At 34.5% G+C, this 25,549-nt stretch carries 19 protein-coding genes and 1 tRNA gene; 13 read left to right on the top strand and 7 right to left on the bottom strand.

The window, feature by feature from the left end; all coding sequences use genetic code 11:
* The first annotated feature begins 99 nt into the window (after window positions 1-99).
* The 5 genes from mutY to D7029_RS04560 all read left to right on the top strand — a co-directional run bounded on the left by mutY (window position 100) and on the right by D7029_RS04560 (window position 5,852).
* On the top strand, window positions 100-1,140 hold the full coding sequence (gene mutY / locus D7029_RS04580) for an A/G-specific adenine glycosylase (protein WP_194951978.1): 1,041 nt from the start codon (window positions 100-102) through the stop codon (window positions 1,138-1,140).
* Between the two features lie 29 nt (window positions 1,141-1,169).
* Window positions 1,170-1,442, top strand: coding sequence for an oxidative damage protection protein (locus D7029_RS04575; protein WP_006534840.1), 273 nt, complete (start codon window positions 1,170-1,172; stop codon window positions 1,440-1,442).
* Between the two features lie 63 nt (window positions 1,443-1,505).
* On the top strand, window positions 1,506-2,576 hold the full coding sequence (gene mltC, locus D7029_RS04570) for a membrane-bound lytic murein transglycosylase MltC (RefSeq protein ID WP_194951977.1): 1,071 nt from the start codon (window positions 1,506-1,508) through the stop codon (window positions 2,574-2,576).
* A 249-nt stretch (window positions 2,577-2,825) separates the two neighbouring features.
* Window positions 2,826-2,901 (top strand) — tRNA-Phe (locus tag D7029_RS04565).
* Between the two features lie 1,694 nt (window positions 2,902-4,595).
* The gene (locus D7029_RS04560) at window positions 4,596-5,852 is read left to right on the top strand and encodes a Zn-dependent hydrolase (protein ID WP_194951976.1); all 1,257 of its coding nucleotides are present in this window, start codon (window positions 4,596-4,598) and stop codon (window positions 5,850-5,852) included.
* Here the strand turns inward: D7029_RS04560 and D7029_RS04555 are convergent.
* Window positions 5,846-6,730, bottom strand: a complete 885-nt coding sequence (locus tag D7029_RS04555; RefSeq protein ID WP_194951975.1) for a helix-turn-helix domain-containing protein — start codon at window positions 6,728-6,730, stop codon at window positions 5,846-5,848. The genes D7029_RS04560 and D7029_RS04555 overlap by 7 nt on opposite strands.
* A 273-nt stretch (window positions 6,731-7,003) precedes the next feature.
* On the bottom strand, window positions 7,004-8,200 hold the full coding sequence (locus tag D7029_RS04550; protein ID WP_194951974.1) for an ROK family protein: 1,197 nt from the start codon (window positions 8,198-8,200) through the stop codon (window positions 7,004-7,006).
* A 205-nt stretch (window positions 8,201-8,405) separates the two neighbouring features.
* Between D7029_RS04550 and D7029_RS04545 the strand changes: the two genes are divergently transcribed.
* From D7029_RS04545 to D7029_RS04515, 7 genes are all read left to right on the top strand, one after another.
* Window positions 8,406-9,224, top strand: a complete 819-nt coding sequence (locus D7029_RS04545; protein WP_194951973.1) for a purine-nucleoside phosphorylase — start codon at window positions 8,406-8,408, stop codon at window positions 9,222-9,224.
* 84 nt (window positions 9,225-9,308) lie between these two features.
* The gene (locus D7029_RS04540; protein ID WP_194951972.1) at window positions 9,309-10,541 is read left to right on the top strand and encodes a nucleoside permease; all 1,233 of its coding nucleotides are present in this window, start codon (window positions 9,309-9,311) and stop codon (window positions 10,539-10,541) included.
* A 190-nt stretch (window positions 10,542-10,731) separates the two neighbouring features.
* Window positions 10,732-12,345 carry a M10 family metallopeptidase C-terminal domain-containing protein gene (locus D7029_RS04535; protein WP_194951971.1) on the top strand — a complete coding sequence of 538 codons (1,614 nt, stop codon included), beginning with the start codon at window positions 10,732-10,734 and terminating at the stop codon, window positions 12,343-12,345.
* Window positions 12,346-12,676: 331 nt separating this feature from the next.
* Window positions 12,677-14,104, top strand: a complete 1,428-nt coding sequence (locus tag D7029_RS04530; RefSeq protein WP_194951970.1) for a serralysin family metalloprotease — start codon at window positions 12,677-12,679, stop codon at window positions 14,102-14,104.
* A 164-nt stretch (window positions 14,105-14,268) separates the two neighbouring features.
* On the top strand, window positions 14,269-16,008 hold the full coding sequence (locus D7029_RS04525; protein WP_194951969.1) for a type I secretion system permease/ATPase: 1,740 nt from the start codon (window positions 14,269-14,271) through the stop codon (window positions 16,006-16,008).
* Between the two features lie 16 nt (window positions 16,009-16,024).
* Window positions 16,025-17,350 (top strand): HlyD family type I secretion periplasmic adaptor subunit, encoded by a 1,326-nt coding sequence (locus D7029_RS04520; RefSeq protein ID WP_194951968.1) that lies wholly within the window; start codon window positions 16,025-16,027, stop codon window positions 17,348-17,350.
* The gene (locus tag D7029_RS04515) at window positions 17,350-18,702 is read left to right on the top strand and encodes a TolC family outer membrane protein (protein WP_194951967.1); all 1,353 of its coding nucleotides are present in this window, start codon (window positions 17,350-17,352) and stop codon (window positions 18,700-18,702) included. The genes D7029_RS04520 and D7029_RS04515 overlap by 1 nt, the downstream gene beginning before the upstream one ends.
* A gap of 493 nt (window positions 18,703-19,195) precedes the next feature.
* Here D7029_RS04515 and arnT read toward each other — a convergent pair whose 3' ends face one another.
* Together arnT and D7029_RS04505 are read right to left on the bottom strand one after the other, a co-directional pair.
* The gene (gene arnT, locus D7029_RS04510; RefSeq protein WP_194951966.1) at window positions 19,196-20,842 is read right to left on the bottom strand and encodes a lipid IV(A) 4-amino-4-deoxy-L-arabinosyltransferase; all 1,647 of its coding nucleotides are present in this window, start codon (window positions 20,840-20,842) and stop codon (window positions 19,196-19,198) included.
* Between the two features lie 389 nt (window positions 20,843-21,231).
* Window positions 21,232-21,570, bottom strand: coding sequence for a carboxymuconolactone decarboxylase family protein (locus D7029_RS04505; RefSeq protein ID WP_006534886.1), 339 nt, complete (start codon window positions 21,568-21,570; stop codon window positions 21,232-21,234).
* Between the two features lie 131 nt (window positions 21,571-21,701).
* Here D7029_RS04505 and D7029_RS04500 point away from each other — a divergent pair, with 131 nt between their 5' ends.
* Complete coding sequence (locus D7029_RS04500) at window positions 21,702-22,091, top strand: DUF1992 domain-containing protein (RefSeq protein ID WP_194951965.1); 390 nt, start codon at window positions 21,702-21,704, stop codon at window positions 22,089-22,091.
* Between the two features lie 61 nt (window positions 22,092-22,152).
* Here D7029_RS04500 and D7029_RS04495 read toward each other — a convergent pair whose 3' ends face one another.
* The 3 genes from D7029_RS04495 to D7029_RS04485 form a co-directional block, all read right to left on the bottom strand.
* Window positions 22,153-23,727: an AbgT family transporter gene (locus tag D7029_RS04495; protein ID WP_088493544.1), complete on the bottom strand. Its 1,575-nt coding sequence runs from the start codon at window positions 23,725-23,727 to the stop codon at window positions 22,153-22,155.
* 616 nt (window positions 23,728-24,343) lie between these two features.
* A complete protein-coding gene (locus tag D7029_RS04490; RefSeq protein WP_194951964.1) occupies window positions 24,344-24,661 on the bottom strand; it encodes a helix-turn-helix domain-containing protein in 318 nt (105 codons plus the stop codon).
* 23 nt (window positions 24,662-24,684) lie between these two features.
* Window positions 24,685-25,533: an adhesin gene (locus D7029_RS04485; RefSeq protein WP_194951963.1), complete on the bottom strand. Its 849-nt coding sequence runs from the start codon at window positions 25,531-25,533 to the stop codon at window positions 24,685-24,687.
* Between the last annotated feature and the right edge of the window lie 16 nt (window positions 25,534-25,549).

The raw sequence follows: 25,549 nt of genomic DNA, 5'->3' as shown, positions 1-25,549 counted from the left end.
AAGCATCACTCTATAAGATAAATATTAAGAGTGTTTACAGTTTATTCTCTCTGTGGTGCAATCTTACCTTAATCAGAACATGAGTTAATAAAATAAAACATGATGGAAGCTCTGCAATTTTCGCAAGTCGTACTCAATTGGTATCACAAATATGGGCGCAAAACGCTCCCTTGGCAGCAAGAAAAAACGCCTTATCACGTATGGTTATCTGAGGTAATGTTGCAACAAACTCAAGTTGCGACGGTTATTCCTTATTTTGAGCGTTTTATTGCACGTTTTCCTGATGTCAACGCATTAGCTAAAGCGCCGCTCGATGAAGTACTTCACCTTTGGACAGGCCTTGGTTATTACGCAAGAGCCAGAAACTTACATAAAGCGGCACAACACATTGTAGATAAACATCAAGGGCAGTTTCCTGATACCTTTGAGGACGTTTGTGCCTTACCCGGTGTTGGGCGTTCAACCGCTGGTGCTATTTTATCGTTATCACTGAAAAAACCTTATCCAATTCTTGATGGTAATGTGAAACGTGTTTTAGCACGCTGTTATGCCGTCGAAGGCTGGCCGGGTAAAAAAGAAGTTGAAAATAAGTTGTGGGAGATCAGCGAAAATGTCACCCCAACCGAAGGTGTAGAGTATTTTAATCAGGCAATGATGGATTTAGGTGCAATGGTTTGCACAAGAAGTAAGCCTAAATGTGAGTTATGCCCATTAAATACTGGTTGTATCGCTTATGCTCAAAATAATTGGGCGGATTATCCTGGGAAAAAACCGAAAAAAGTTATCCCAGAAAAAACAACTTATTTTCTTATTTTACAATATGATAATCTTGTTTGGTTGGATAAAAGACCACCAGCAGGAATATGGGGTGGGTTATTTGCCTTTCCTCAATTTGAAACAAAAGCGCTTTTAGAGCAGTGGCTAACTGAGCATGGACTCGATAATAATGAATCAGAACAACTGATTTCATTTCGACATACTTTTAGCCACTTTCATTTAGATATTGTGCCAATTTGCGTAAAACTCTCAACGTTTACCTCTATGATGGAGGAGCAAAAAGGACTTTGGTATAACTTACAGACACCTGCAACCGTAGGGTTAGCAGCACCTGTAGAGAATTTACTTAGACAATTAGCCTAAGCTAATACCTGCGATATTGAGGATTTATTATGAGCAGAACTATTTTTTGTACTTTCCTGAACAAAGAAGCTGATGGACTTGATTTTCAGTTGTACCCAGGAGAAATTGGAAAGCGCATTTTCAATGAGATCTCAAAAGAAGCATGGGCTCAATGGATGGCAAAACAGACCATGCTTATTAATGAGAAAAAACTTAACACCATGAATCCTGATGATCGCAAACTATTAGAACAAGAAATGGTACGATTTTTATTTGAAGGCCATGATGTTCATATTGACGGCTACACACCACCTGAAAAATAATATTCACTTTTCCAGAGCCTTTAAGGCTCTGGTATTTTATTCACCATAGCGATGCAATTGACCATGAAAAAAATCCTTCTCTTGCTGATTATCGCCCCTCTACTCATTTCATGTAGTAGTCAACCATCAAAAACATTTGAACCCGATTACGCAAAGGATACTAATGCGTTCGATATTCTTATGGGGCAATTTGCCAATAATATCGAAATGATTTGGGGTATGAAGGAAGTATTAATCGCAGGCCCTAAAGACTACGTAAAATATACCAATGCTTATAAAACACGTAGCCATATTAATTTTGAAGCCGGTACGATTACGATAGAAACTTTAGGTGATGATGCACCTCAATTTCAATTGCATAAGGCGATAGTCACAACATTATTAATGGGCGAAGATCCAGGCTCTATTGATCTCTACTCTGACGTTAATAATATTCCTCACAGTACAGAACCCTTTTTATTAGGACAAGTACTCGATAACACAGGGCAACCTATACGTTGGGAATGGCGCGCCAATAAATTTGCAGATTATCTGATTGCCAATAAATTACAAAAACGTCAATCCGGTATAAACACAATTTGGTATGTCACCCTCAATCTTGTTCCTAACCACCTTGATCAACGTGCTCATAAATATTTACCGCTAGTACAACAAGCAGCAGCTAAATATGGTGTTGAGCCATCACTAATTTTGGCAATTATGCAGATTGAATCCAGTTTCAATCCATATGCAGTAAGTAGTTCTGATGCACTCGGTTTAATGCAGATTATGCCAGCAACGGCAGGTCGAGATGTCTTCCGAATGCAAGGAAAATCAGGACAACCAAGTCGTAGTTACTTATTTGATCCCGCTAATAATATCGATGCAGGTGCGGCTTATATTTCGATACTGCAAAATAGCTACCTTGGAGATATCAAAGATCCTGTTTCACGCCGTTACGCCGTTATACAGGCTTATAACGGTGGTGCAGGTAGCGTGTTGCGGATATTCCATAACGATAAGAAACAAGCAGCGGCCATGATTAACAACTTAGAGCCAACACAGGTGTATACCACATTGCGTAATAAGCACCCTGCTGACCAATCTCGTCGTTATCTTGAGAAAGTCAGTACAGCTCAACGTAACTATCGTTAGTTGATACTTAGTCTAAAAAACAAAGCTTCCTCAATAATTTGGGGAAGCTTTTTTGTTACTGAAGCTTAGTAAATGACTTTATCGTCATGTATTTTTTAAGTATCACAAAACACTTTCACTTTATTTTTACGCATTTTCCGCGACAAATAGCGTTTTATTAATCAATAAGTTTAAAAAAACAGCAATCAAACAGTTTTGTGATAAATAACGTTGACGAGCAAGGCGATATCGGGTTTAATACGCCCCGTTGCCCGAATAGCTCAGTCGGTAGAGCAGGGGATTGAAAATCCCCGTGTCCTTGGTTCGATTCCGAGTTCGGGCACCACTATTTAGAAAAACCAGCCTTAGGGCTGGTTTTTTGCTTTCTGCGCTTTATAAATTTTTGAGACTTCTTTCTTAGTTCTAGATAGTGTGCCATTCGACAGTACATATCATCTATCGGTGATTTAGTCAGAACCTTTTCTTTTTGGCTCCCCGTGCATTTTGCTTGATTAAAAGTCAACTACCGATTTGAATTCCCCCCTTTTTCAATCGTTCCCATCCATATTACGCCCCGTTGCTACATTAACAGGTAGCCTTTCATTTTCAGTATCCCAGTTTCACGCCAAGGTTCTGTTCCTTGTTCTAATACTTAAATAATCTTATTTGTCACTATACGATAAAGATCATTTTGCTGTGAGGATGTACGACCTATTAATTCCTTTTTCATAGACAATTCCTGTTAAAAAAGGAATTGCCACCAAATTGGGAAGTAATACCCATTTGGGTTGAAATAAAGAAAGTTGATTTAATTAATATGCAATCACTCTAAGGCATTCCTTTCAGATCGTGGAAATATTGGCTGTTGTTAAAAACAACGAGATAATATTTAAAGGGTAAACGATAGGTTACTTTCTTTTGCCAAACGTAAGAGATATACAAAGGTAAAGAGCAAAAAACAGACAACTATACCGAATAATATCTTTATTACCTGTTCTTATAAACAACTCACCAAGAAAATATTTATCACCAAATTTAAATATAATAAGACAACTACTACCAATAAAATAAATAAACAATAGATATATTAAATTTAAAAATCTACTCTCTTTATTAAGAAGGTAAAGTTGCAACTTATATAAGACATATAACAGTAAAAATGAAGATATATAGAATAGAAAAAGCTCCAACCAACCAAACGGAAATGGTGATAACACATCAAAATCATTCACCTTTATTCTCTTCCTTATATAAGTCGTGTGTAGAATAAATAGCCATATCAACGCCTAGAGTACTACATAATGTACCGACAGATCCCACACAAAAAGCAACAACTACTTATTTCTAACTCTGTTCAATCAATCAACTACTCTAGTTAATTTAAAAATATCACTCTTATAAAAGCATTACTATAATTAGTATCTAGTTCAGCTTTAGCCATATTTTTCACATCCTTGTTGAAAATAAAAATTCAAGCTATATCTTATCCAAATTATCGGCTGTTATAGTGTAATATTTAACAAATCTTATCAATAGTTAATAGCTACTTTTCCAACTCACCTAAAGATAAAAGTCCATATTACTAAAATAAAATAAAAAATGGATTTTAATTATAAATATATAAGATAGGATGTTTATCATATTAACAATATTACTTTCAATATCGTTAAAGTCTATCACAAATGATATTTCACACTAATAAAAAATCACTACCAATACTAATTCTTATTTTCATTTAAAACTTAAAATATATACCCCTTTATACACTTAAAATAAAAGTGATCGCTTTTATAACATTTATCACACAAATTAAGTTCATTTAAGAAATACTCTAGATATATATCTCCTTTTAATTAATACCTACCTCACAGAATATGAAATTCGCCTGAATTGTCATTGACGAAATATAGCTACAGCAGTAAATATAATAGGCAATGATCATAAAAACAGTGACCATCTTTAAAGATGGCTTTTTTAATCCTTAAATTGTCTCATTTTTTAGACAAAGAGATATTACAGAAACCACGGGAGAATTCTCTTATGACTCAACAAGATACAGCACCTCATTATTCAATTGATGATATGAAAGCGTTAATTGAAACAATGCAAATTTATAAAAAAGATAACAGTGGCAAAGGGATCACTCGTATTGCCTATGGCGAAGAAGATGAAGCCGCGCATCTGTATCTTGCTGGTTTAATGAAAGAAGCTGGCCTTGAAGTTTATCGTGATGGCATTGGTACACTTTACGCACGCCTACCAGGTAAAGATCGCTCACTACCCGCTGTAGGTACAGGATCTCATCTTGATACCGTACCTCAAGGTGGTGCTTATGATGGAGCCTTGGGTGTTATCGCTGGATTTTATGCCTTAATGCAATATAAACCACAACAACTTAAACGAGACCTTGAGCTGGTTGTTTTCCGTGCAGAAGAATCTAGTCGTTTTGGTTTTTCATGTATTGGCAGTAAGGTTTTAACAGGCAAAATAGATAGAGCTCGCTGGGAACAAAATAGAGATGATGATGGCAATAACTACTTTGAAGTTCTGAAGTCTTTAGGCTACCAACATGATAATTTTGATGATTGTTTAATCAAAAAAGATCGTTTTAGCGCCTTTGTTGAGCTGCATATTGAGCAAGGTAAACGCCTTGAGAATGACAAGAAAACTATCGGTATTGTCAACGGAATAGCTGCGCCAACTCGTTTCTCGGTTACAGTTAATGGCCATGCAGATCACTCTGGTGCGACACCAATGTACCAGCGCCAAGATGCTCTAGTTGCAAGTGCTGGCATTATTACAGATATCAATCGTGCAGCCTGTACAGAGGCAGTTTATGGCACTGTTGGTACAGTTGGTAAACTCAATGTTGTACCAAACTCCATGAACGTTATTCCAGGGCAAGTAAAATTCTCAGTGGATATTCGTGGTATTGATACTGAAAGTATTCAACGTGTTGTACAGCGTTTAAATAATAGTGTCGAAAAAGCAGAAAAGGATTTTGGTGTCGCTATTGATGTTCAACCAATTTCTGCTGAATCGCCAGTAAAACTAGATGATTCAATTTGCCAAGTTATTGAAGGCTTGTGCCAAAAACACGATATCAGCTATATGACAATGCTAAGTGGTGCAGGTCATGACTCAATGAATATGGCGCCACTTTATCCAACAGCGATGATCTTTACGCCATCTGTTGCGGGTATTAGTCATCATCCTGATGAATTTACCGAATTTAGTGATATTGCGGTTGCAGCAGATTTATTAGCTGAAACATTAGGTACATTAGCAAATCAATAATCGCTAACTATTTGTTTTAAAAGATTAATAGCATCATCACCTTTAGTGGCTTTTAACCATAACTTATCAAAGAGGGACTGGTACTGAAATATTGCCTCAGTTGAAGAAGTCACAGTCGCGATGCCCGTACTGACATTAGGGAACTCACCTAAACGGAACGGGCTAACGGCTAAAGAAAGAGGCACTTTATCTTGATAAAATAGTTGGAAAGTTAAAGACGGCATAGTATCTGAAATAATTGCAATATTAAGATAACTATTTTTTTGCTCTAACTTTTCAATTAAATGAAGGATTTCATTTTTTGCTCGTTCTTTTCTTTCTTGTTGAACTGTTTTAGTTAAATTAACCGAGCCAAGCATACCAACATAAAGAAATTTTTCGATTTGCTGTTGGCTAATAAGGTTATAAATATGAGGTGAATGTAAGGACTGATGCTTCTTACGCTCTTTTAAAATAGATAAAACTTCTTGTTGTTTTTCAGACAAAAGATTTAAAGGTGAAGCCTCTGTTAGCATTTCAACCAATGTTTTGTCATAACAATCTGAAGTTAATAAGTAAGAGAAAGGTTCGAAGTGGGTGTAAATATGTGAGGATTGAGTTTCAAGTTGGCGCATTCGTTCAAAAAAGCCATTTGCACTTGAATAATATTCTGTATTAATACCCAACAAACTGGTTAACGAGGTATTTAATAATCTAGCAAGATTATCAAGTGTCTCAATTTTAACAATTTCGCCTTTTTCTAATCGATATACAGCAGCACGAGAAATACCCAAGCTTTCAGCTACATCTTCAGCTTTTAATGAAGAGGCTATGCGATAAGCACGCAAGCGATAGCCGATGGATTGGTAATCTATTTTTTCTCTAGGTATGTAAGGCATATTTATAATTGGCTCCCAAATGCACAAAGTACCAGGGTAAAGTAACGGCACAACAATAAGACGTTAGTCGAGATAGTTTAAATTAAACCAAAAATAAAAAGAATCACCTTCCTCACAATGAGGTAAATAAAAGAAGTTTGCAGTAAAAAGTTAGTCTATATCAATAAACCTGTCTCCTAGCAGGTAACCTCACCAGGGTTAAAGCAGTAAAAACAAACAACAATAAAAAACTAAAAGGCGTTGTAATTGATATTACAGCGCCTTTTTCATTATTTAATTAACTAAATGCTCTAACACCATAGCACCAGCACCTTGAGAAACAATTTCATAAGCGTGGCTTGCTGGGTAAACTTCTGTTTTTATATTTGGAAAGAGAGAGAGTTTAGTTTCAATCGTTCTTTTAACGGTATCAAAGAATGTGTATTTGGGTATTAATGTTCCGCCACAAACAACAATATCAGGTTGGAGCATTAAAATTGTATTTGCGATAGCAAGTCCATAGTAATAAGCGGCTTCCTCTAATGCATCAATACACAAAGGATCTCGCATTTCTATTGCTTGGAAAATAGTGTGATAGTTAATTTCATCATCTGTACTGACAAGAGATGTTAATAAAGAGTGCTTTCCTCGTCTTATCTGATGAATAACATTATTTTTTATTGCATCTAAAGAGCACAGTGTATTTAAACAGCCATAAGAGCCACATTCACATAATGGTCCTTTCGCATCAATTGTCATATGACCAAAACAATTCATCGTCGCCGAGGTATCAGTTAAAAACTGATTACCAATAATAGCGCATCCCCTTACTTCGGTATCACAAGAGGTAAATAAAAATCGTTGTGTTTTTTGGCGATAATATAAACGAAATTCGGCTAAAGCGGCAAAATGCACCCCGCTTCCCACGGTAACGTAAGTAGGAATTTTTTTACGTAATAACGTCTCTAATTCACAGAATTCTTCGTCGAGGGATTTTGAAGCCAATTGATGCTCAACAACATGCTCAATAGAAATTCCTAGCCCTAAAACTTTTTCATAGCTGATTTTATTTTTTAATAACAATGCATCAATTTTAGGTAATAGCTTTTCAGTCATTTTATACGCAGATAAATAAGGCTCTGGCGATATTTTAATTTTATCCAACATATTGAGCTTTAAGTCCATTAACACAATAGTTGAATAGACTTTACTCAGTTCAATACCAATTAAAAACACCCCTTCTGTATTAATATTATACAAAATAGGTTTTCGTCCACCGGTTGATTCCCCTAACTCTGCGGTTGTAATTAATTGAAGCGCATTTAACTCGTCCAATAATCGAGCACAAGTCGCAGGTTTCATTTGTGCTAATTCGGTCAACGTTTCTGTTTTTATCGGTCCATTCTCTGCCACTAATTTATAAAGACTTTTAAGTTTCAATGCTTTTGAAGTCTTAGAAGACTGAAGTTCTTTTAAATTTTTCAATAGCATAGCGACTTCCTTTATTAAATTATTAAGCAAAGAAACGAGGAATATCGCTATCTTACTGTAAAAAAAGCAATAGTTCCTTAATCAAAACAAACAATATGATCTTAATCTCAAAATGAGAATAAGCAAGTTGTTCATTTTTGTTTATCAGGCAAAGTACTCTCAACCACTATTTAAAACGTAATGACGATTTACACAGGAGAGAGTCATGCATCAGGTTTCTGAAATCAATAAAGCAAAAGAATTTGTTCAATCTAAAACGACTGAAAAACCAACGATTGGGATCATTTTAGGCTCAGGTTTAGGCCCTTTTGCCGACACATTAGAAGATGCTGTACATATCCCGTATCACACTATTCCACACTTTGCAGCGTCTGGAGCAGTGGGGCATGCTAATGAATTAGTGATTGGTAAAATTGCAGGAAAAACAGTTGTTGCAATGAAAGGTCGTTTTCATTACTACGAAGGTGTATCACTCGATGAAGTTACCTTTCCTGTTCGTGTAATGAAAGCATTGGGCGTTGAAAAACTCATTATTACTAACGCATGTGGTGCCGTAAATACTGAATTTAATCCGGGTGATCTTATGTTAATTACGGATCACATTAACCTGACTGCAAATAACCCTCTCATTGGGCCAAATAATCCTGAACTTGGTGTTCGTTTTCTAGATGTCAGTGAAGTTTATAACAAAGCAATGCGTCAAATTGTTATTGATATCGCCAAAGAACAAGACATTACCTTGCGTCAAGGTGTCTATGCATGGTGGACAGGTCCAACGTATGAAACTCCAGCAGAAATCCGCATGATAAGAACATTGGGTGCAGATGCCGTAGGTATGTCAACCGTTCCAGAAGCGCTGATCGCTCGCCATTCAGGTATTGATACCATTGGTATTTCATGCTTAACCAATATGGCTTGCGGTATTTTAGAGCAACCTCTTAGTCATGATGAAGTCATTGAAACAGCAGAACGCGTAAAATCTACCTTCTTAAAGCTTATCAGTGAAGTGATCTCTCGCTTATAACTTTCTACCAATAAGAGAAAAAGTGGATCATAGATAGCTGCCTATGATCCACTTAAATCAATATCCCCAACAGTGGAGATTGTTATGGGTATAAAAATACAGCTCAAAGGCATGATGTTTATGCAATATTTTATCTGGGGAAGTTGGTTGATTACCCTAGGTGCATACATGATGCAAACATTAAACTTCACAGGGATTGAAGTTGGATTAGTTTATGGCTCTAAAGGTATTGCGGCTCTAATTATGCCTGGTTTATTAGGTATCATTGCCGATAAATTTATTCCTGCAAATCGTTTATATATTATTTGTCATCTTATTTGTGCTGTTGCTTTATTCTTTGCCGCTTCAGTGACTGATCCTTCGATTATGTTCTGGGTTATGTTTATTAATGCATTAGCATTTATGCCAACCATTGCACTTTCAAACTCTATTGGCTATTTTTGTTTAAATAAGCATAAATTAGATTCAGTTGCGCATTTCCCCCCTATTCGTGTATTTGGTACGATAGGCTTTATTGTTGCAATGTGGTGTGTCAGCTTATTTAGATTAGAGCTTAGCAATACTCAATTATATATTGCATCCGTTGCATCACTTTGCTTAGCGCTCTATTCATTCTGTTTACCTAAAATTCCAACAGCACAGCATAAACAATCCACATCTTGGGCCTCTCGCTTAGGATTAGATGCATTTGTTTTATTTAAAAAACCAGTCATGGCAATCTTCTTTTTATTTGCGATGTTATTAGGTGCTGTACTTCAAATTACAAATACTTTCGGTAGCCCATTTATTCATGATTTTGCTAAAAATCCTGAATTTGCAGATAGTTTAATTGTTCAATATCCATCAATTTTACTATCAGTATCACAAATGGCTGAAGTTGCCTTTATTCTAGCAATACCTTTTTTCTTAAAACGCTTTGGTATTAAAAAAGTCATGTTAATTAGTATGATTGCATGGACTTTACGTTTTGGATTATTTGCATATGGCGATCCTTCTCCTTGGGGTTTTGTATTGCTGATGCTTTCGATGATTGTTTATGGTTGTGCATTTGATTTCTTTAATATTTCAGGCTCTATCTATATTGAAAATGAAGTTAAACCTGAAATAAGAGCCAGTGCTCAAGGACTCTTTATGACCATGGTAAATGGTGTTGGTGCATATGCTGGCTCTATTCTAAGTGGTATGGTTGTTGATCACTTTACTGTCAATGGTATGAAAGATTGGCAATCAATTTGGTTAATATTTTCTTCATATACATTAATACTAGCAATTATCTTTGTGTTTGCTTTCAAGGAAAATAGAAAACTAGCTCACTGATAATCTTTATACATCACTTGCTTTCTTATTTTAATGATAATAAATCGACAAAAAGATTTATTATCATTTTTATTTATAATTAATTTTTAATTTTCAATACACTTCGATAAATTTCTTTTTTAAAAGCAAAAAAAACCATTAACACATATTATATTAAAGAAAAAAATGGACTTTCAAAAAAGGAAATAAAATGTCACATCAAGAATATTCACATGAAGTAGGTATTGTTATTGATGTAATAAAGAGCTACTCGCCTTTTAAACGATGGAATAAGAAAGATAAAGATGATAAGTTTACAGAAATAACATATAGCTTTCCTGATTGGAGTAAATTGAGAGGAGATGAATATAAAACAATCACAACACTAAATAAGTATCAAGAAGGAATAGCTGAGAAAATATTGCAACAATGGTCTGATGTTACAAACATTAAATTTATAAAGAAAAACAATAAATACGATACCAACATTAAGTTTGGTGTTTATAACAACGTGAATGAAATAACGAAAGATAACTCTCATTTAGTCCTAGGTGTTGCTAGATATCCATATAACAATACAGATCCAAATAAAAAAATAGAGAAAGCTACCGATTATAGTAGTGGAGGACATGTTTGGATAAATATATCCTCAACAGTATGTATAAAAAAGTTTAATAAAAAAGAAATGACATTAGAACAAGAAAATGAAGTGAATTTATTTAAAGAAAAATCAGACAGTGTAAAATATTATTATATAGAAACAGATACTCATATTACTTTATATAAAAATAATAATGATAGTGGTCATATTAACAATCAACCTATAATATTACCCAAAGGAAATGGAGAAACTCAAACTTATATACATGAAACAGGGCATGCTCTTGGTTTACCGCATACCTTTAAGTGGGATAATTATAATAACCCTGATGTTGAAGCCAATACTTTTAAATATACAGTGATGACATATCGATACCCAAAAATAGAAGAAGCTGATTTGGGTGGGCTTTATCCTATGTCTCCACTATTAATTGATATATATGTTATTCAAAAGTTCTATGGGGTAAATACAACAACAAGAACAGGTGATAATATCTATGGTTTTGATTCTAATACACAAAGAGAACATTATAGTTTAACTTCACCGGGCGATACCATGATCACTTGTATTTGGGATACCGGTGGTATTGATACTCTTAATTTTTATAAATATAACAAAAAGCAAAAAATAGATCTAAATGAAGGCGCTTTTTCTGATGTTGGAGGATTACAAGGTAATCTCTCTATTGCCTATGGTACTGTCATTGAAAATGTTATTGGTGGTAGCAACGACGATATTATTATTGGTAATAATGTTGATAATCATCTTTATGGTAATAACGGCAATGATATTATTTATGGTAATAATGGCAATGATGTACTTCAAGGAGGGAAAGGCAATGATTGGCTTTACGGTGGTGAGGACGATGACATTCTATATGGCTCTGATGGAAATGACATTCTTTGGGATGATCAAGGTTGTAATCAATTCAGTGGTGGAAAAGGAAAAGACATATTTATACTAGGCCTTAGTAATTATAATAGCCATAATAAAATTATGGATTTCACAAAAAGTGAAGATATCCTGCTATTCTCTGATGAGAATGATCATACTTTTACAATTAAAGATTTAGTTAAAAATAATGAAATTACTATTTCTAGCAGTTATAAGCATATAGAAAACACTACCCAAATATCCATTTCAAAAGAAATACTGTCTAAAAAGTATATTCATACAATAGAACTTGTCGGTAATTTTTCTTTTGATGATATATTTAACAGTTAACATATAAAGTAAATAAAAATTTAAACAACCTTATGATATAACTTAGATTAATTAAATATAATATCTAAGTTATATTTTTAAAAAAATAACAAAATAAAATAATAACAGAAAAAAAGATCCCTATCGGAAAGATAACTTTATTTTTATTAACTTAATTAAATTATTCTGACTTAAAACACACTTCACTTCACAATTATTTAAAAACATATTTTCCCCCTCTAGATTAATATCAATAAGTGGCTATCTTTATTATCGCTGGCGCTCGCCAGATAATTAAACTATTTTCAACATGAAAATAAACTTAACCTAAACTTGATATCCGGAGGATATTATGGGTTCTTCTTTATTAAAAAAAGCAGTAGGATTATCTAATGTCTCTGATTTATTAGATAAGAGTGGAATTTTTTATAATTTCTCAGCTAAGACTCTACCTTCTTTTGATTATGATACCGCAGGAAAACATATCGCACGTGAAGATTCCACATGGAATGGGAAATATGTTATCGGTCAAGCAGCAGAAGTAACGTATTCATTCCCAACTTGGGCAGGTAAAAAGTTTAATGATTTTGGTGATAAAAATCCCTATGGATTTAATTCAACACAGAAAGAACATGCAAGACAATCTTTAGATGCATGGTCTGATATCGCAAATATTAAATTTACAGAAGTAGGACCAAATGTAAAATCAGATATTACTTTTGGGAATATTACTGATCCATATGGCAAGTTCCAAGCTTATGCAACATTACCAAATACCCATGATTATTACGGGCGTGATGTTTCAGGCCAAGCTTGGTTTAGTGATTATTATTATGCTGGCAATACAACGCCTGAATTAGGTAACTATGGTCGCTTAACTATTATCCATGAAATTGGTCATGCACTCGGTTTAATGCACCCTGGCGATTATAACGCAGGGCAAAACGTACCAGGTTATTTAAAATCTGACTACGCTGAAGACAGTCGTCAATATACTGTTATGAGTTATTGGGAAGAATATGAAACAGGCGCGCACTTCCAAGGTGCTTATGCAGGTGCCCCTTTACTTCATGATATTTCAGCAATGCAATATCTCTATGGTGCAAATACAACAACCAGAACAGGTGATGATGTTTATGGTTTCAACTCAAACACCGGTATTGATTATTACACTGCAACAAGCAGTAACGATAAATTAATATTCTCCGTTTGGGATAGCGGTGGTAACGATACTTTTGACTTCTCAGGATATTATCAAGATCAAGTTATTGATTTACGTGAGGGTCATTTCTCTGATGTTGGCGGACTACAGAAAAACGTTTCTATTGCACAAGGCGTTACAATAGAAAATGCAATCGGTGGCTCTGGTAATGATATTATCTATGGAAATGATGCTGATAATATTCTCATCGGTGGCGGCGGTAACGACATACTGTATGGTGGCGGCGGTCAAGATACATTATGGGGTGGTACGGGTAGCAATACCTTTGTTTATAAAGAGATCTCTGACTCTTTAGTCTCTGCCGCTGACAAGATAATGGACTTCAAATCGGGTATTGATAAGATTGATTTATCAGAATTAATCGAAAATACCTTTAGCCATAAATTCCTTAACTTTGTTGATAATTTTACAGGTCGCTCAGGTGAAGCAACCATTAAATATGATCAAGCAACAAACTCAAGTGAACTTGCTATTAATGCTTATGGTTATGGATATAGCCCTGATTTCAAAATTGACATTGTAGGATTTGTTAATTACGAAACTGACTTTATTGTTTAATTTGTCATTGGGTAGGAGAGAAGTATTTCTCCTACCTTTTTTATCAATACGGAGCTATTTTTATATTTTTTCATTAAAAAAAAGATAGATTTATCGCTCCGCATTGATAGAAAAAATGCAGTAAATAGTAATAAACAGATAGGAATAAAATCAGGAATAACATTATGCCAGCAAGTAAACACAATAATGAAATAACAAATATTATAAAACAAAGAAAGAAAGTATTTCTTTCCATTGGAATATTCACAGCCTTAATAAATATTTTAATGTTAGTTCCTTCCATTTATATGTTGCAAGTTTATGATCGAGTTTTACCTTCAGGTAATGAAATGACTTTATTAATGCTAACGCTCATTATGTTAGCATTATTTATTTTTATGGGAGGATTAGAGTATTTAAGAAGCATTATTGTCATTAGAATGAGTAACAAACTTGATTTATCCTTAAACTCAAGAATTTATACTGCTGCATATCAAGCAAAATTAAATAAAACTCCCGGTATTAATTCCTCTTTAGCATTTAATGACTTAGTAACTATTAGGCAATTTATTACAAGTCATGCTATTTTTGCTTTTTTTGATTTACCTTGGTTTCCTATTTATCTTCTTGTTATCGCATTATTTAATCCATGGTTAGGATTATTTGCATTATGCGGTGCGCTCGTTTTATTTTCGTTGGCAATTCTTAATGAATATTTATCTCGATCATCATTAAAAAAGGCCAATGAGTTTGCTAATCAAGCACAAGTAATACAAGGTCATCATTTTGAACACCCACAGCCTATTGAAGCTATGGGAATGCTAGGTCATTTACGAAACCAATGGCAAATTGCTCACTTTAAATATCTACAAGCACAAACTCATGCAAGTGATAATGCAGCCGGTGTCAATGCAATAACAAAAGTCACTCGAATGGCACTGCAATCCTTAATGTTAGGATTAGGCGGATGGTTGGCAATAGATAATACAATTAGCCCAGGAATGATGATCGCAGGCTCAATACTATTAGGTCGTGCTTTAGCCCCGATTGAACAAGTTATTGGTGTATGGAAAAACTGGGATAGTAGTAAAGAAGCTTATAAAAGGTTAACTACACTACTAAACACGTATCCTGAAGAAAATAAAAAAATGGCGTTACCTTCTCCTAAAGGTGAATTAACGGTCAATATTAATCAGGCTCAATACCCTCAAACAGAACGTACACTATTAAATAATATTCATTTTTCACTTAGCCCGGGTGATGTACTTGGTATTATTGGCCCTAGTGCTTCAGGTAAATCCTCTTTAGCGAAATTTATTGTAGGTATATGGGAAGTTAAAACCGGAGCCATACGCCTTGATAATGCAGATATATATCAATGGAATAAAAGTGAAGTTGGTCAATATATTGGATACCTTCCCCAAGAAATCGCTCTTTTTCCCGGTACAATTGCCGAAAATATTGCTCGTTTTTCTGAGATAGATCCTCAAAAAGTCACTCAAGCTGCAATGATGGCAAATGTTCACGAGATGATTTTACGTTTTCCTGATGGATATGAAACCGTTATTGGTGCTCATGGTGAAGGATTATCAGGGGGGCAACGACAACGTATAGCATTAGCACGCGCATTATATGGCAACCCTACACTGGTTGTTTTAGATGAGCCAAATTCTAATTTAGATGATTTGGGCATTAAAGCGTTAATGCAAGCTATTCAAATACTTAAACAAAATAAAAAGACCGTTATATTAATTACGCATCAAAAACAATTACTCTCAGTGACCAATAAACTTTTAGTTCTTTTCGATGGTCACACTAAATTATTTGGCTCTACAACAGCCGTTATTGCTGAGTTAAATAACTCATCAGCAATAAAGAGTACGCCAACGCCAGCAACCACACCTATTACTCAAAGCAATATTTAATATTGAGAAGACTATTATGATCACAAAAAAAAATGAAATCGATATTGTTCATGGAATTTCAGATGATCCTAGGAAATTCTTAATAATAGGATGGTCAGTTATTCTTTTAGGTCTTGCTATTTTTATTTTTTGGGCTGCCTTTGCCCCCTTAGATAAAGGCGTATCTGCTAAAGGAAATGTTTCAATTTCAGGTAATAAAAAAAGTGTTCAAGCTTCAGTAGAAGGTATTATTACTGATATTTTAGTAAAGAATGGTGATAATGTAACCGAAGGTCAAACACTTATTCAATTAAGCCCTATTCAATCAAAAGCTTTAGTAAAATCCTTATCAGAACAATATGATAATTTACTTATTACTCAACAACGCTTATATGCTCAATTAAATGAAAAAACAGAGTTCACCTTAGATCTTAATGAAGAATATTACTCTCCATCAGAGAATTTAAATAAATTACTACTACTTCAAAATAAGTTACTTAATGAAAAGTATATTGAATTGCATAGTGAAATAAATGGCTACAACGCTATTATTGATGGAGTTTCTAATCGTTTAATTCATTTAAAAAGATCCACACAAAATAAGCAGCATCAAATTAATAGTTTACAAAATCAAATTAAAGATTTATACACTCTTGCTAATGAAGGCTATATTCCTCGTCATCGTTATCAAGAAATTGAGCGTGAACTCGCTGAAAATAATAACCATCTTAATGATACATTTGGACAAATAAGTACATTAGAAAAACAAAAGTTGGAGTATGAGCAAAAAATATTGCAACGCAATGCTAATTTCTACCAGTCAGCACGTACTGAGCTTAATCAAGTTCAATTACAAATAAGTGAAACAGAAAAACAACTTATCATTGAAATAGATAAACTGAAAAAGATGCAAATTACTGCCCCAATTTCAGGAATAGTAATGGATTTATCTGTTTTTACCCAAGGTGGTGTTGTAAGAACAGGTCAAACATTAATGGAAGTTGTTCCTCAAGATCATCAATTAATTATTGAGGCACGTTTAGCCCCTCACCTTATTGATAAAGTCACCCTTGGTCTTCCTGTTGATTTAATGTTTAGTGCATTCAATCAAAATACAACGCCTAAAATTCCCGGAGAGGTGACGTTAATTTCAGCGGATAGACTTCTCGATGAAAGAACGACAGAGCCTTATTACCAAGTATTTATTAATGTTAAAGATAATACTCTTCTTGCAGACAATAAAAATAAATTAAAGGCTGGAATGCCGGTTGATGTATTTATTAATACAGGCGATCGTTCATTGCTAAATTATCTCTTTAAACCTGTTTTAGATAGGATCCATACTTCATTGACGGAAGAATAATGATGCGAATAAAAAAAATCTCTGCCATTATATTTATATGGATGCTAAGTTTTCACGCTTTTGCCATCAGTTTATCTGATCTCTATTTCTTAGCAGTGAAAAATGATCCTACGTTTAATGCTGCGATTAAAGAACAGGTTGCAGGGAAAGAGTATGAAAATATTGGATTATCTCAATTACTTCCAAGTGTACATGTAAACTATCAAAATAACCCACGAAATTGGCAGCGGAAAGTTTATCCTATTAATACAAATCAAGGAGAAATGGAACGAACTGAATATCAAAATTATCAAAGCCATTCTGTCAGTGCCATTATTAGCCAACCACTCTTTGATTACACGGCATTCAGTGATTACAAATCATCAGTAATAAAAACATTACTATCAGATAGTCGTTATCAAGTTAAATTTTCCGAGCTAGTGATCAGATTAGTGGATAATTATATAGAACTGGCTTATGCACAAGATAAGTTATTATTAAATCTTTCACAGCAAGAGATTTATAAAAAACAGCTAACATCAAGTCAGCGTTTATTCGAGTTAGGCGAAGGAACAAAAACAGATATATCAGAGATCCAAACACGATTATATTTAACTCAATCTCAATATACAGATATTCAGCTTGAGTTAGATAATGCTAAAAATAAACTAAGTTCAATGATTGGTACATCACTACCTTATGCAGAGCATATAGCAAAATTAAGCAATAATCGTTTTATATTACAACCTATCACACCCAATAATTACGAGTCATGGGAAAACGAAGCTATGCAAAGCAATCTCAATATCCAAACGGCTCGTTATGAAATGGCAATAGCAAAACAAGAAGTAGAAAAAAATAGAGGTGAATTTTTCCCAACAGTGCAACTCTATGCTTCTTATTCTAATAGCGATTCTGATAGCAATAATACCGTAAATCAGAAATATCAATCAGCGAACGTTGGTTTTTATGTCAGTTTACCTCTATTTAATGGTGGAAAAACAACAGCTTCAATGCGCCAATCTACTGCGCTATATCAAATGAGTGCTTTTGAAAGAGATGCAATTATCCAGCAAATTAGACAAGAACTACGTCATCAATACCAAATATGCACAACGAGTAATATTAAATTGAATGCCTATGAGCAATCTGTTTCTTCTGCTAAATTGCAATTAGATGCAACTCAAAAAAGTTATATTGGCGGACAAAGAACAATGGTCGATGTTCTTAATGCCGAAGAATTATTATATCGTGCTCAACAAGATTTAATTAAAGCTAAATATGATTATATTCAGGCTTGGGCATTATTACATCAATATACTAATACATTAGATATTGAGAAAATAAAATTAATTGAAGGCTATTTTCAATAGAATTGCTAAATTTTTCAATAAGAAATATTAATGTAATTATAAAAGTCCTAGATCATGGATAGAAATAGGACTTTTAATTATAAGCAACTGTTGATTACTTATTTTAGCTAGCGGGTATCATCACTTCTTTTTAGTACCGTACAACATTAATACACGGTGAGTAAGAGCAATTGATGCTAGACCGATAAAACATTCAGCTAGGAAAATCAGCATAAATTACCCCCATTCATAAGTACATTTTGTTTGGGCGGGGGTTCTGATAAAGTAAAGTGACTTGTCATATAGTGCTTAGCTAACTCCGATTTAATGGACACATTTTAAACCTACCATTAAAACTAAAAAGAGCAAAATATATTTCTCAACAAAATCCATTTCTGGGCTTTGATCACATAAAAACAACACAAAAAATCAAATCTATGTCATTTTAAAGCCGATGTTAAATTTATTTGCTCTTTTAGAACCGTCTTTTGAAAAAAATAGACTTTTAAATCAGTTAATTAAAGAAAACGAATGTTAAATCACCCTGTTTTTCTACAATAGGTTTTACCTTTAACTGACTTATCACTGATAATATTTCTTTTCGCTCTGGTCGGACTAAAACAATCGCAAGCCCTTGATAGTTATTCTCTTCAATTAAGTTAACTAACTGCTTAAGATCATAATATTTATTTTGCACATCTGGATATGCTAGACCGTAAGCAAGCTCCCCTTTCGTCTCTGTTAAACGAATATCAGTGCGTTTTAATCCCCATGCTAAGGACGTTCCGATCCCGATTTCATCAGTTAAAATATAAGGCTTATCGGCTAGCTCACTATAATAGTGATTAATTGCTTTTTCAGGGGTACTTTTGCTTTCTATTTTATGAGGAATGGCATACCCAATTGCTAGACTTAATCCTATCGAGCAAAACAGAGTCAGTAAACGTGTGGGTTTAAAGAATGAAGCAATTCCCATCACACTCCAAAATAAGAAGCCCACAATACCCAGCAGCGCTTTATATTGCTCATTTGTTTCATATAACGTAAATCGTGTAGAGAACAACGAATAAGCAATAATAGAGACGCCTACAAGCCCAAAAACCGTATTTATGATCGCATTAATATTATGAATTTTTTCATTTTGTTTATTTTTTAGCTCTTCCATGTAATGTGCAATCAAGATAGAGAGCGGTACAAAACACGGTAACATATAGGTTAATAGTTTACCGCTGGAAGCAGAAAAGAAAGCAAAAAAGAGGAATAACCAAAACGAAAAATAAAGCGTTCCCTTTTTCAAGAAAATAGCCGATTTAAGAGCACCAAATAAGAACCCTAACCACGGCAAAATACCCAAAATAACAATAGGCAAATAAAACCACATAGGTTGCGATCTTGCTGAATCCTTCTCAACAAAGCGTTGAACATGCTCAATCCAAAAGAAGTAGTGCCAATAGTCAGGGGCTTGAAGTGCAACAGAAATCACCCAAGGGCCCGCAATAACAAGCATTGAGATAAGTGCTATTGGTGCATAACAAAGAACTTCTTTAAAACGAGATAAGCTAATTGCGGTTACAACAAAAACTAATGCAGGTAATACAACAGCAATAAACCCTTTAGTTAAAAAGCCTAATCCACAAAAGATACCGACTAAAATATAAGCACCGATTTTTGATTTTCTATTCTGTGCAGATAATCCACTTAAAAAGTAATACATCGCAATCGTGACAAACATTGTCACAATAGGATCAAGAATATTGTAGGTACCAATTGCTAACACAAGAAACGAAGATAAAAAGACAACTAGCGCATTAAACGCCAATGCACGGTTATGCCAAATGAGCATAGCAGCACGATAAACAAATAAGCCAGTTAATAAGGTTGAAGTCACAACAACAATACGAACAGAAAAATTACCGCCACCAAATAACCATTGGGCAATACTGTTTAACCAATACCCCAATACTGGTTTTTCAAAATAGCGAACATCCAGCATGTAAGGTACAGACCAGTTACCTGATACCAGCATTTCTCGGCTAATTTCAGCATAGCGGATCTCATCTGGTTGCCAGAGTAGTCGCGTTTCGAGAGGAATTAAATAAGTTAAAAATATAAAAATAAAAAGTAGAAACCATTTATATCTTTCTACAAAATCAACACGCATATATTCCCCGTTAAAATAAAACAATATCATCTTATACGAACTATTCACTTAGAATACCTATCCTATAAAAGATTCAATTATTATTTATTAAATTATAATTAATTAATAACTTGCTTTATTTTCAACCAACCAAAATGATACTTAAGAAAGATATTATCTATAAAAATCAATACAATGAAACATTTTCATTGAAAATTAAAATAATGAAAGATTAATTTTTTATTAAATAACTGGCGTCTTTTTATTAAAAAATTATCTAGATAGTATTAAAAAATAGAGGATAAAAATTAAACATAAACAGAAAATAAACAAAGTCTATAAATAAAAAAACCAGAAGGAACTTATTCTGGTTTTTGATTACTTTATTTAATTATATGATGATAAAAATCTTATTTACTAAACTCTTTAAAAGCGCCCATGGTGTTGGATGCATACATAACTGAAGGGCCACCGCCCATATAAATAGCAACACCTAATGCTTCAGCAAGTTCTTGTTCTGTTGTGCCAAGCTCCACAAGTGTTTTTGTATGAAATCCAATACAACCATCACAACGATTCGCGACAGCAATTGCAATGGCGATCAATTCTTTTGTTTTTGCATCTAAAGCGCCTTCTTTACCACCCGCTTTTGTCGTGCTCATAAACGCTTTCATCACTTCTGGAATATTTTGAGACAACGCCCCCATGTTGCTGGCAATGTCTGTTACTATTTCTTTGTACTTGCTCATTTTGGAGTCCTTAATAATATATCTATTTATATAATATAAAAATATAATATCAAATTATATAATCTAAGCAAGTCAATTTAATTTGTAGTGATCTTTTCTATTGCGATAGTTACTAAAAAAAGAGGTTTAAAGTGTCTATTTTAGATGAGTGGGCTGAACGCCATATCGAAAAAGCGTTACAAAAAGGGGAACTTTCATCGCTAAAAGGTGAAGGGAAACCACTGATCCTTGATGATAATAGCCATGTTCCAGAATCACTTAGAGCAAGCTATCATTTATTAAAGAATGCTGGTTTTTTACCACCTGAAATGCAAGACAGAAAAGAAGCCTTATCTCTAGCAGAAATCCTAAGTACGTTAAATGAAGCGGAAATAGAAGATGGATCACTGCAAAAGCGTTTGACATTACTTGAGTTAAAATTGCAACAAGCAGGTTTAGATACCCAATTTTTACATGCAGACTATGCCACACAACTAACAGAAAAATTAGCAAATCATAAAAAAGAAACCAGACAAAAATAATGAAATATCAAAATAAAAAAAGCCTATACATCCCTGTATAAGCTTCCGTCATCGCAGAGAATTAACCTGCTGTTGGAGAATAATACGTTGGTGAGCCAGGTCCTACTGGTAAGTTGAATACAAATACCCATAAGTAGAACAATAATGACCAACCAATTAAGAAAATCACGGAATATGGCAACATCATAGAGATCATGGTACCAATACCCGTATCTTTCTTATATTTTGTTGCGACTGCTAATATCAAACCAAAATAACTCATCATAGGTGTAATGATATTAGTGACAGAATCGCCTATTCGATATGCCGCTTGGATTGTCTCTGGTGCATAACCGGCAAGCATTAACATTGGTACAAAGATAGGTGCTGTCACAGCCCATTGTGCCGATGCTGAACCAATCATTAAATTAATAAAAGCACAGATTAAGATAAAGCCTAAGAACAGCAACCCACTTGGCATATCAATACTATTAAGTAGCGCAGCACCTTTAACAGCTATTACCTGACCGATGTTTGTCCAACCAAAGAACGCAACAAACTGAGCCGCAAAGAAAATAATCACTAAATAGAGGCCAAGTGTACTCATCGAATTCGCCATAGCGTCAACGATATCTTTATCTGTACGCATTGTCTTAGCAATCCATCCGTAGACAATACCCGGTATTGCAAAGAATAAGAAAATAAAGACAACAATCGATTTTAAGAAAGGAGAATTACCAATAAGCCCTGTTTCTTGGTTTCTCAATATGCCATTTTCAGGAACAACCGTTAGCGCCAAAATCACGCCCATCACAATAAATGTCCCTGTTGCAGCCCATAGTGCTTTCTTTTCTAGTGGCGTAACTTCAGCAGCATTCCTTAAATCATTTTCTTCATCATCAAGTTCGTTACCGTTATAAGGCCCTAGTTGAGGCTCAACGATTTTTTCCGTAATGAAGTAACCTAAGAAAGTAATAAGGAATGTACTGACAAACATAAAGTACCAGTTTGCTTCAGCACCAACGATATAGGTTGGATCTATAATACGCGCAGCTTGCTGTGTAATACCCGATAATAACGGATCTATCGTTCCTAAGAGTAAGTTAGCAGAATAACCGCCTGAAACCCCTGCAAATGCAGCCGCTAGACCAGCAAGTGGATGTCGTCCTAACGAATGGAAGATAATCGCTGATAACGGTATCAGTACCACATAACCTAATTCAGCCGCAGTATTAGACATAATACCAGCAAACACAATTGCTAATGTGGTCATTTTGCGAGGTGCTTTCATTACCACTAAACGCATCACCGCAGATAATAAACCTGCTCGTTCAGCAATACCGACACCTAATAACGCCACCAGCACCGTACCTAAAGGTGCAAATCCAGTAAAGTTTGTAACGATATTTGCCAATATACGACGGATACCATCCGCATCTAACAAACTAATAATATGGATATAGCCATCTTCTGCACGTCCTTTTGCGCCTTCTGGTCGGGGATCTTGTACCGTAACACCGAAGTATTCACCAACAGCCGAAGAGACAAGTAAAATAGCAATTAAAATAATAAATAAAATAACGGGATGGGGTAGTGCATTTCCTAGCCATTCCACCGTGCGTAGAAAGCGACTGCCTCCCTGTTTTTTTGTTTGCATCATTTATCCTTTTTATAAAAAAAACAGAAAATGCACAGTACACAACCCTTTTTATTATGACTATCTGTTAATCCTATTTATAAATACCTTATTTAAGATAAAAGCTAGGGCAAAATTGTTAAATAAAATATTTTTTACCATAATAAACAACCAATTAAAAATTAATCATACAATTACAAATCACTTGCATTAAAATTAATTTATAATATCTAAAATTAAAAAATGTGCATAAGGTAACATTTTTTAACATTTTCATGATTATTTATTAACCTTTTCTGATTGAAAATGCCTTCAATTAATAGTCAGAAACGATTAAACACTCAGATAAACCTGATAGTAACGGTTGTAATTACTATAAAAAAGAAAATAATGACGAATAAATGGTCAGGATAGGTTAAAACTTTAGATTATTTGTAACATGAACAACTAATATTGCAGTAGATATTGAACGTTCAACTATACGTAGAATGAAGAATTGCTGATCTGAGCAAAGAAAGAGAGAAATCGTAAATTAAAGATTTAAAAATAATGATGTTGATATTTTAAAGATAAAAAAAGAGGACAAAATTATATTTTGCCCTCTTTATCTACCACTCAATAAGAAAATATTTACTGATTAGAAGATAATATCTGGTGTGGTTTCCGCCATAAAATATATACACTTACTTGCATGTCTATCTTCAATCTCTTCTTCAACGTGAAAGCAATCTTCAAAAAACCAGTAAATTGGGGTTCTTAAATAGACAGCTAATGTCACAAGGTAGCTCAAATCTATTTTATTTAACCCGCGTTCATAACGTGAGAACTGTTGTTGGCTTATACCTAGTTTATCAGCAATGTGGCTGCCAGTATAACCAAGCTCTTTGCGTTTTTTCTGTATTCTTCTGCCAACTAATTCATTCACATTGATGTCTATAAAATTATAATCCATCATCGCGTTTTCCAACTTCATCTCTATCAAGGCATTGTTAAAATAATTGTCCCTACACCAGAGAATGGGCCTGGTGCAACTCGACCTCGAGTACGTAATATGGTGCTAACTTCAATAGGTGCTGCACGGAATTTTTGTACAAAAACAGTTGCACCACTTTCACCTGGTCTATCATTAAGGTAGAGGTCGGCATATAGACTATTATCAGGGCGAAGTCTTACGCTTGAACCATCCATTCCTGATGCGATTGCCATAACCAGCATATCTTTATTACAAGTGACATTAATGGTTTTCTTTCTATAAGCATTATTCAGATTTTCTTCATTAATATCGCCGTAATCCATATCCACCGAACCTTCAATAATTTGGCAGGCACCTGCCGGTGGTGGGGCAATACCACACATTGAGCCTGGCAATAAACGACCATCATCAGCAATCCCGCCAGAGTTTTTTTGATAGAACAAGCCTACACACTCTTGAATGGTATCAACAAGGACACCACTATGCTTCGCAACTTTAGGGCCATACGGCAGTGGTAATTTTCCACTATTTTGAACCGCAACACGCAGTTCCTCCATCGTTCTATACTTCTCAGCATGGCTCAGAATAACCGTTGTTCTGAGTCCCCCCGAACCATCAGGCTGGTGTCTATGGTTAATAGTAATATAGCATTTTGACCAACCATAACATGGGTTTAATGCCCCAGGAGGCTCAGGGTCCCAACGTTGAATTATAAAGGTATAGTCAGCAGCCTTTCCGCTACTACTCACTTTTGATTCCGTAATATAAGAAAAAATGGCAGCCATTGATGATGCTGAAAATAGCATCATTACGCTAAATATAAATAATGCTGATAATCGTTTTGGGGTAAACATATTAACCTCAATCGTA

The sequence above is a fragment of the Proteus vulgaris genome, assembly GCF_016647575.1.
In the GTDB taxonomy this organism is placed as follows: domain Bacteria; phylum Pseudomonadota; class Gammaproteobacteria; order Enterobacterales; family Enterobacteriaceae; genus Proteus; species Proteus mirabilis_B.
This window is presented reverse-complemented; position numbering and strand designations above follow the sequence as displayed.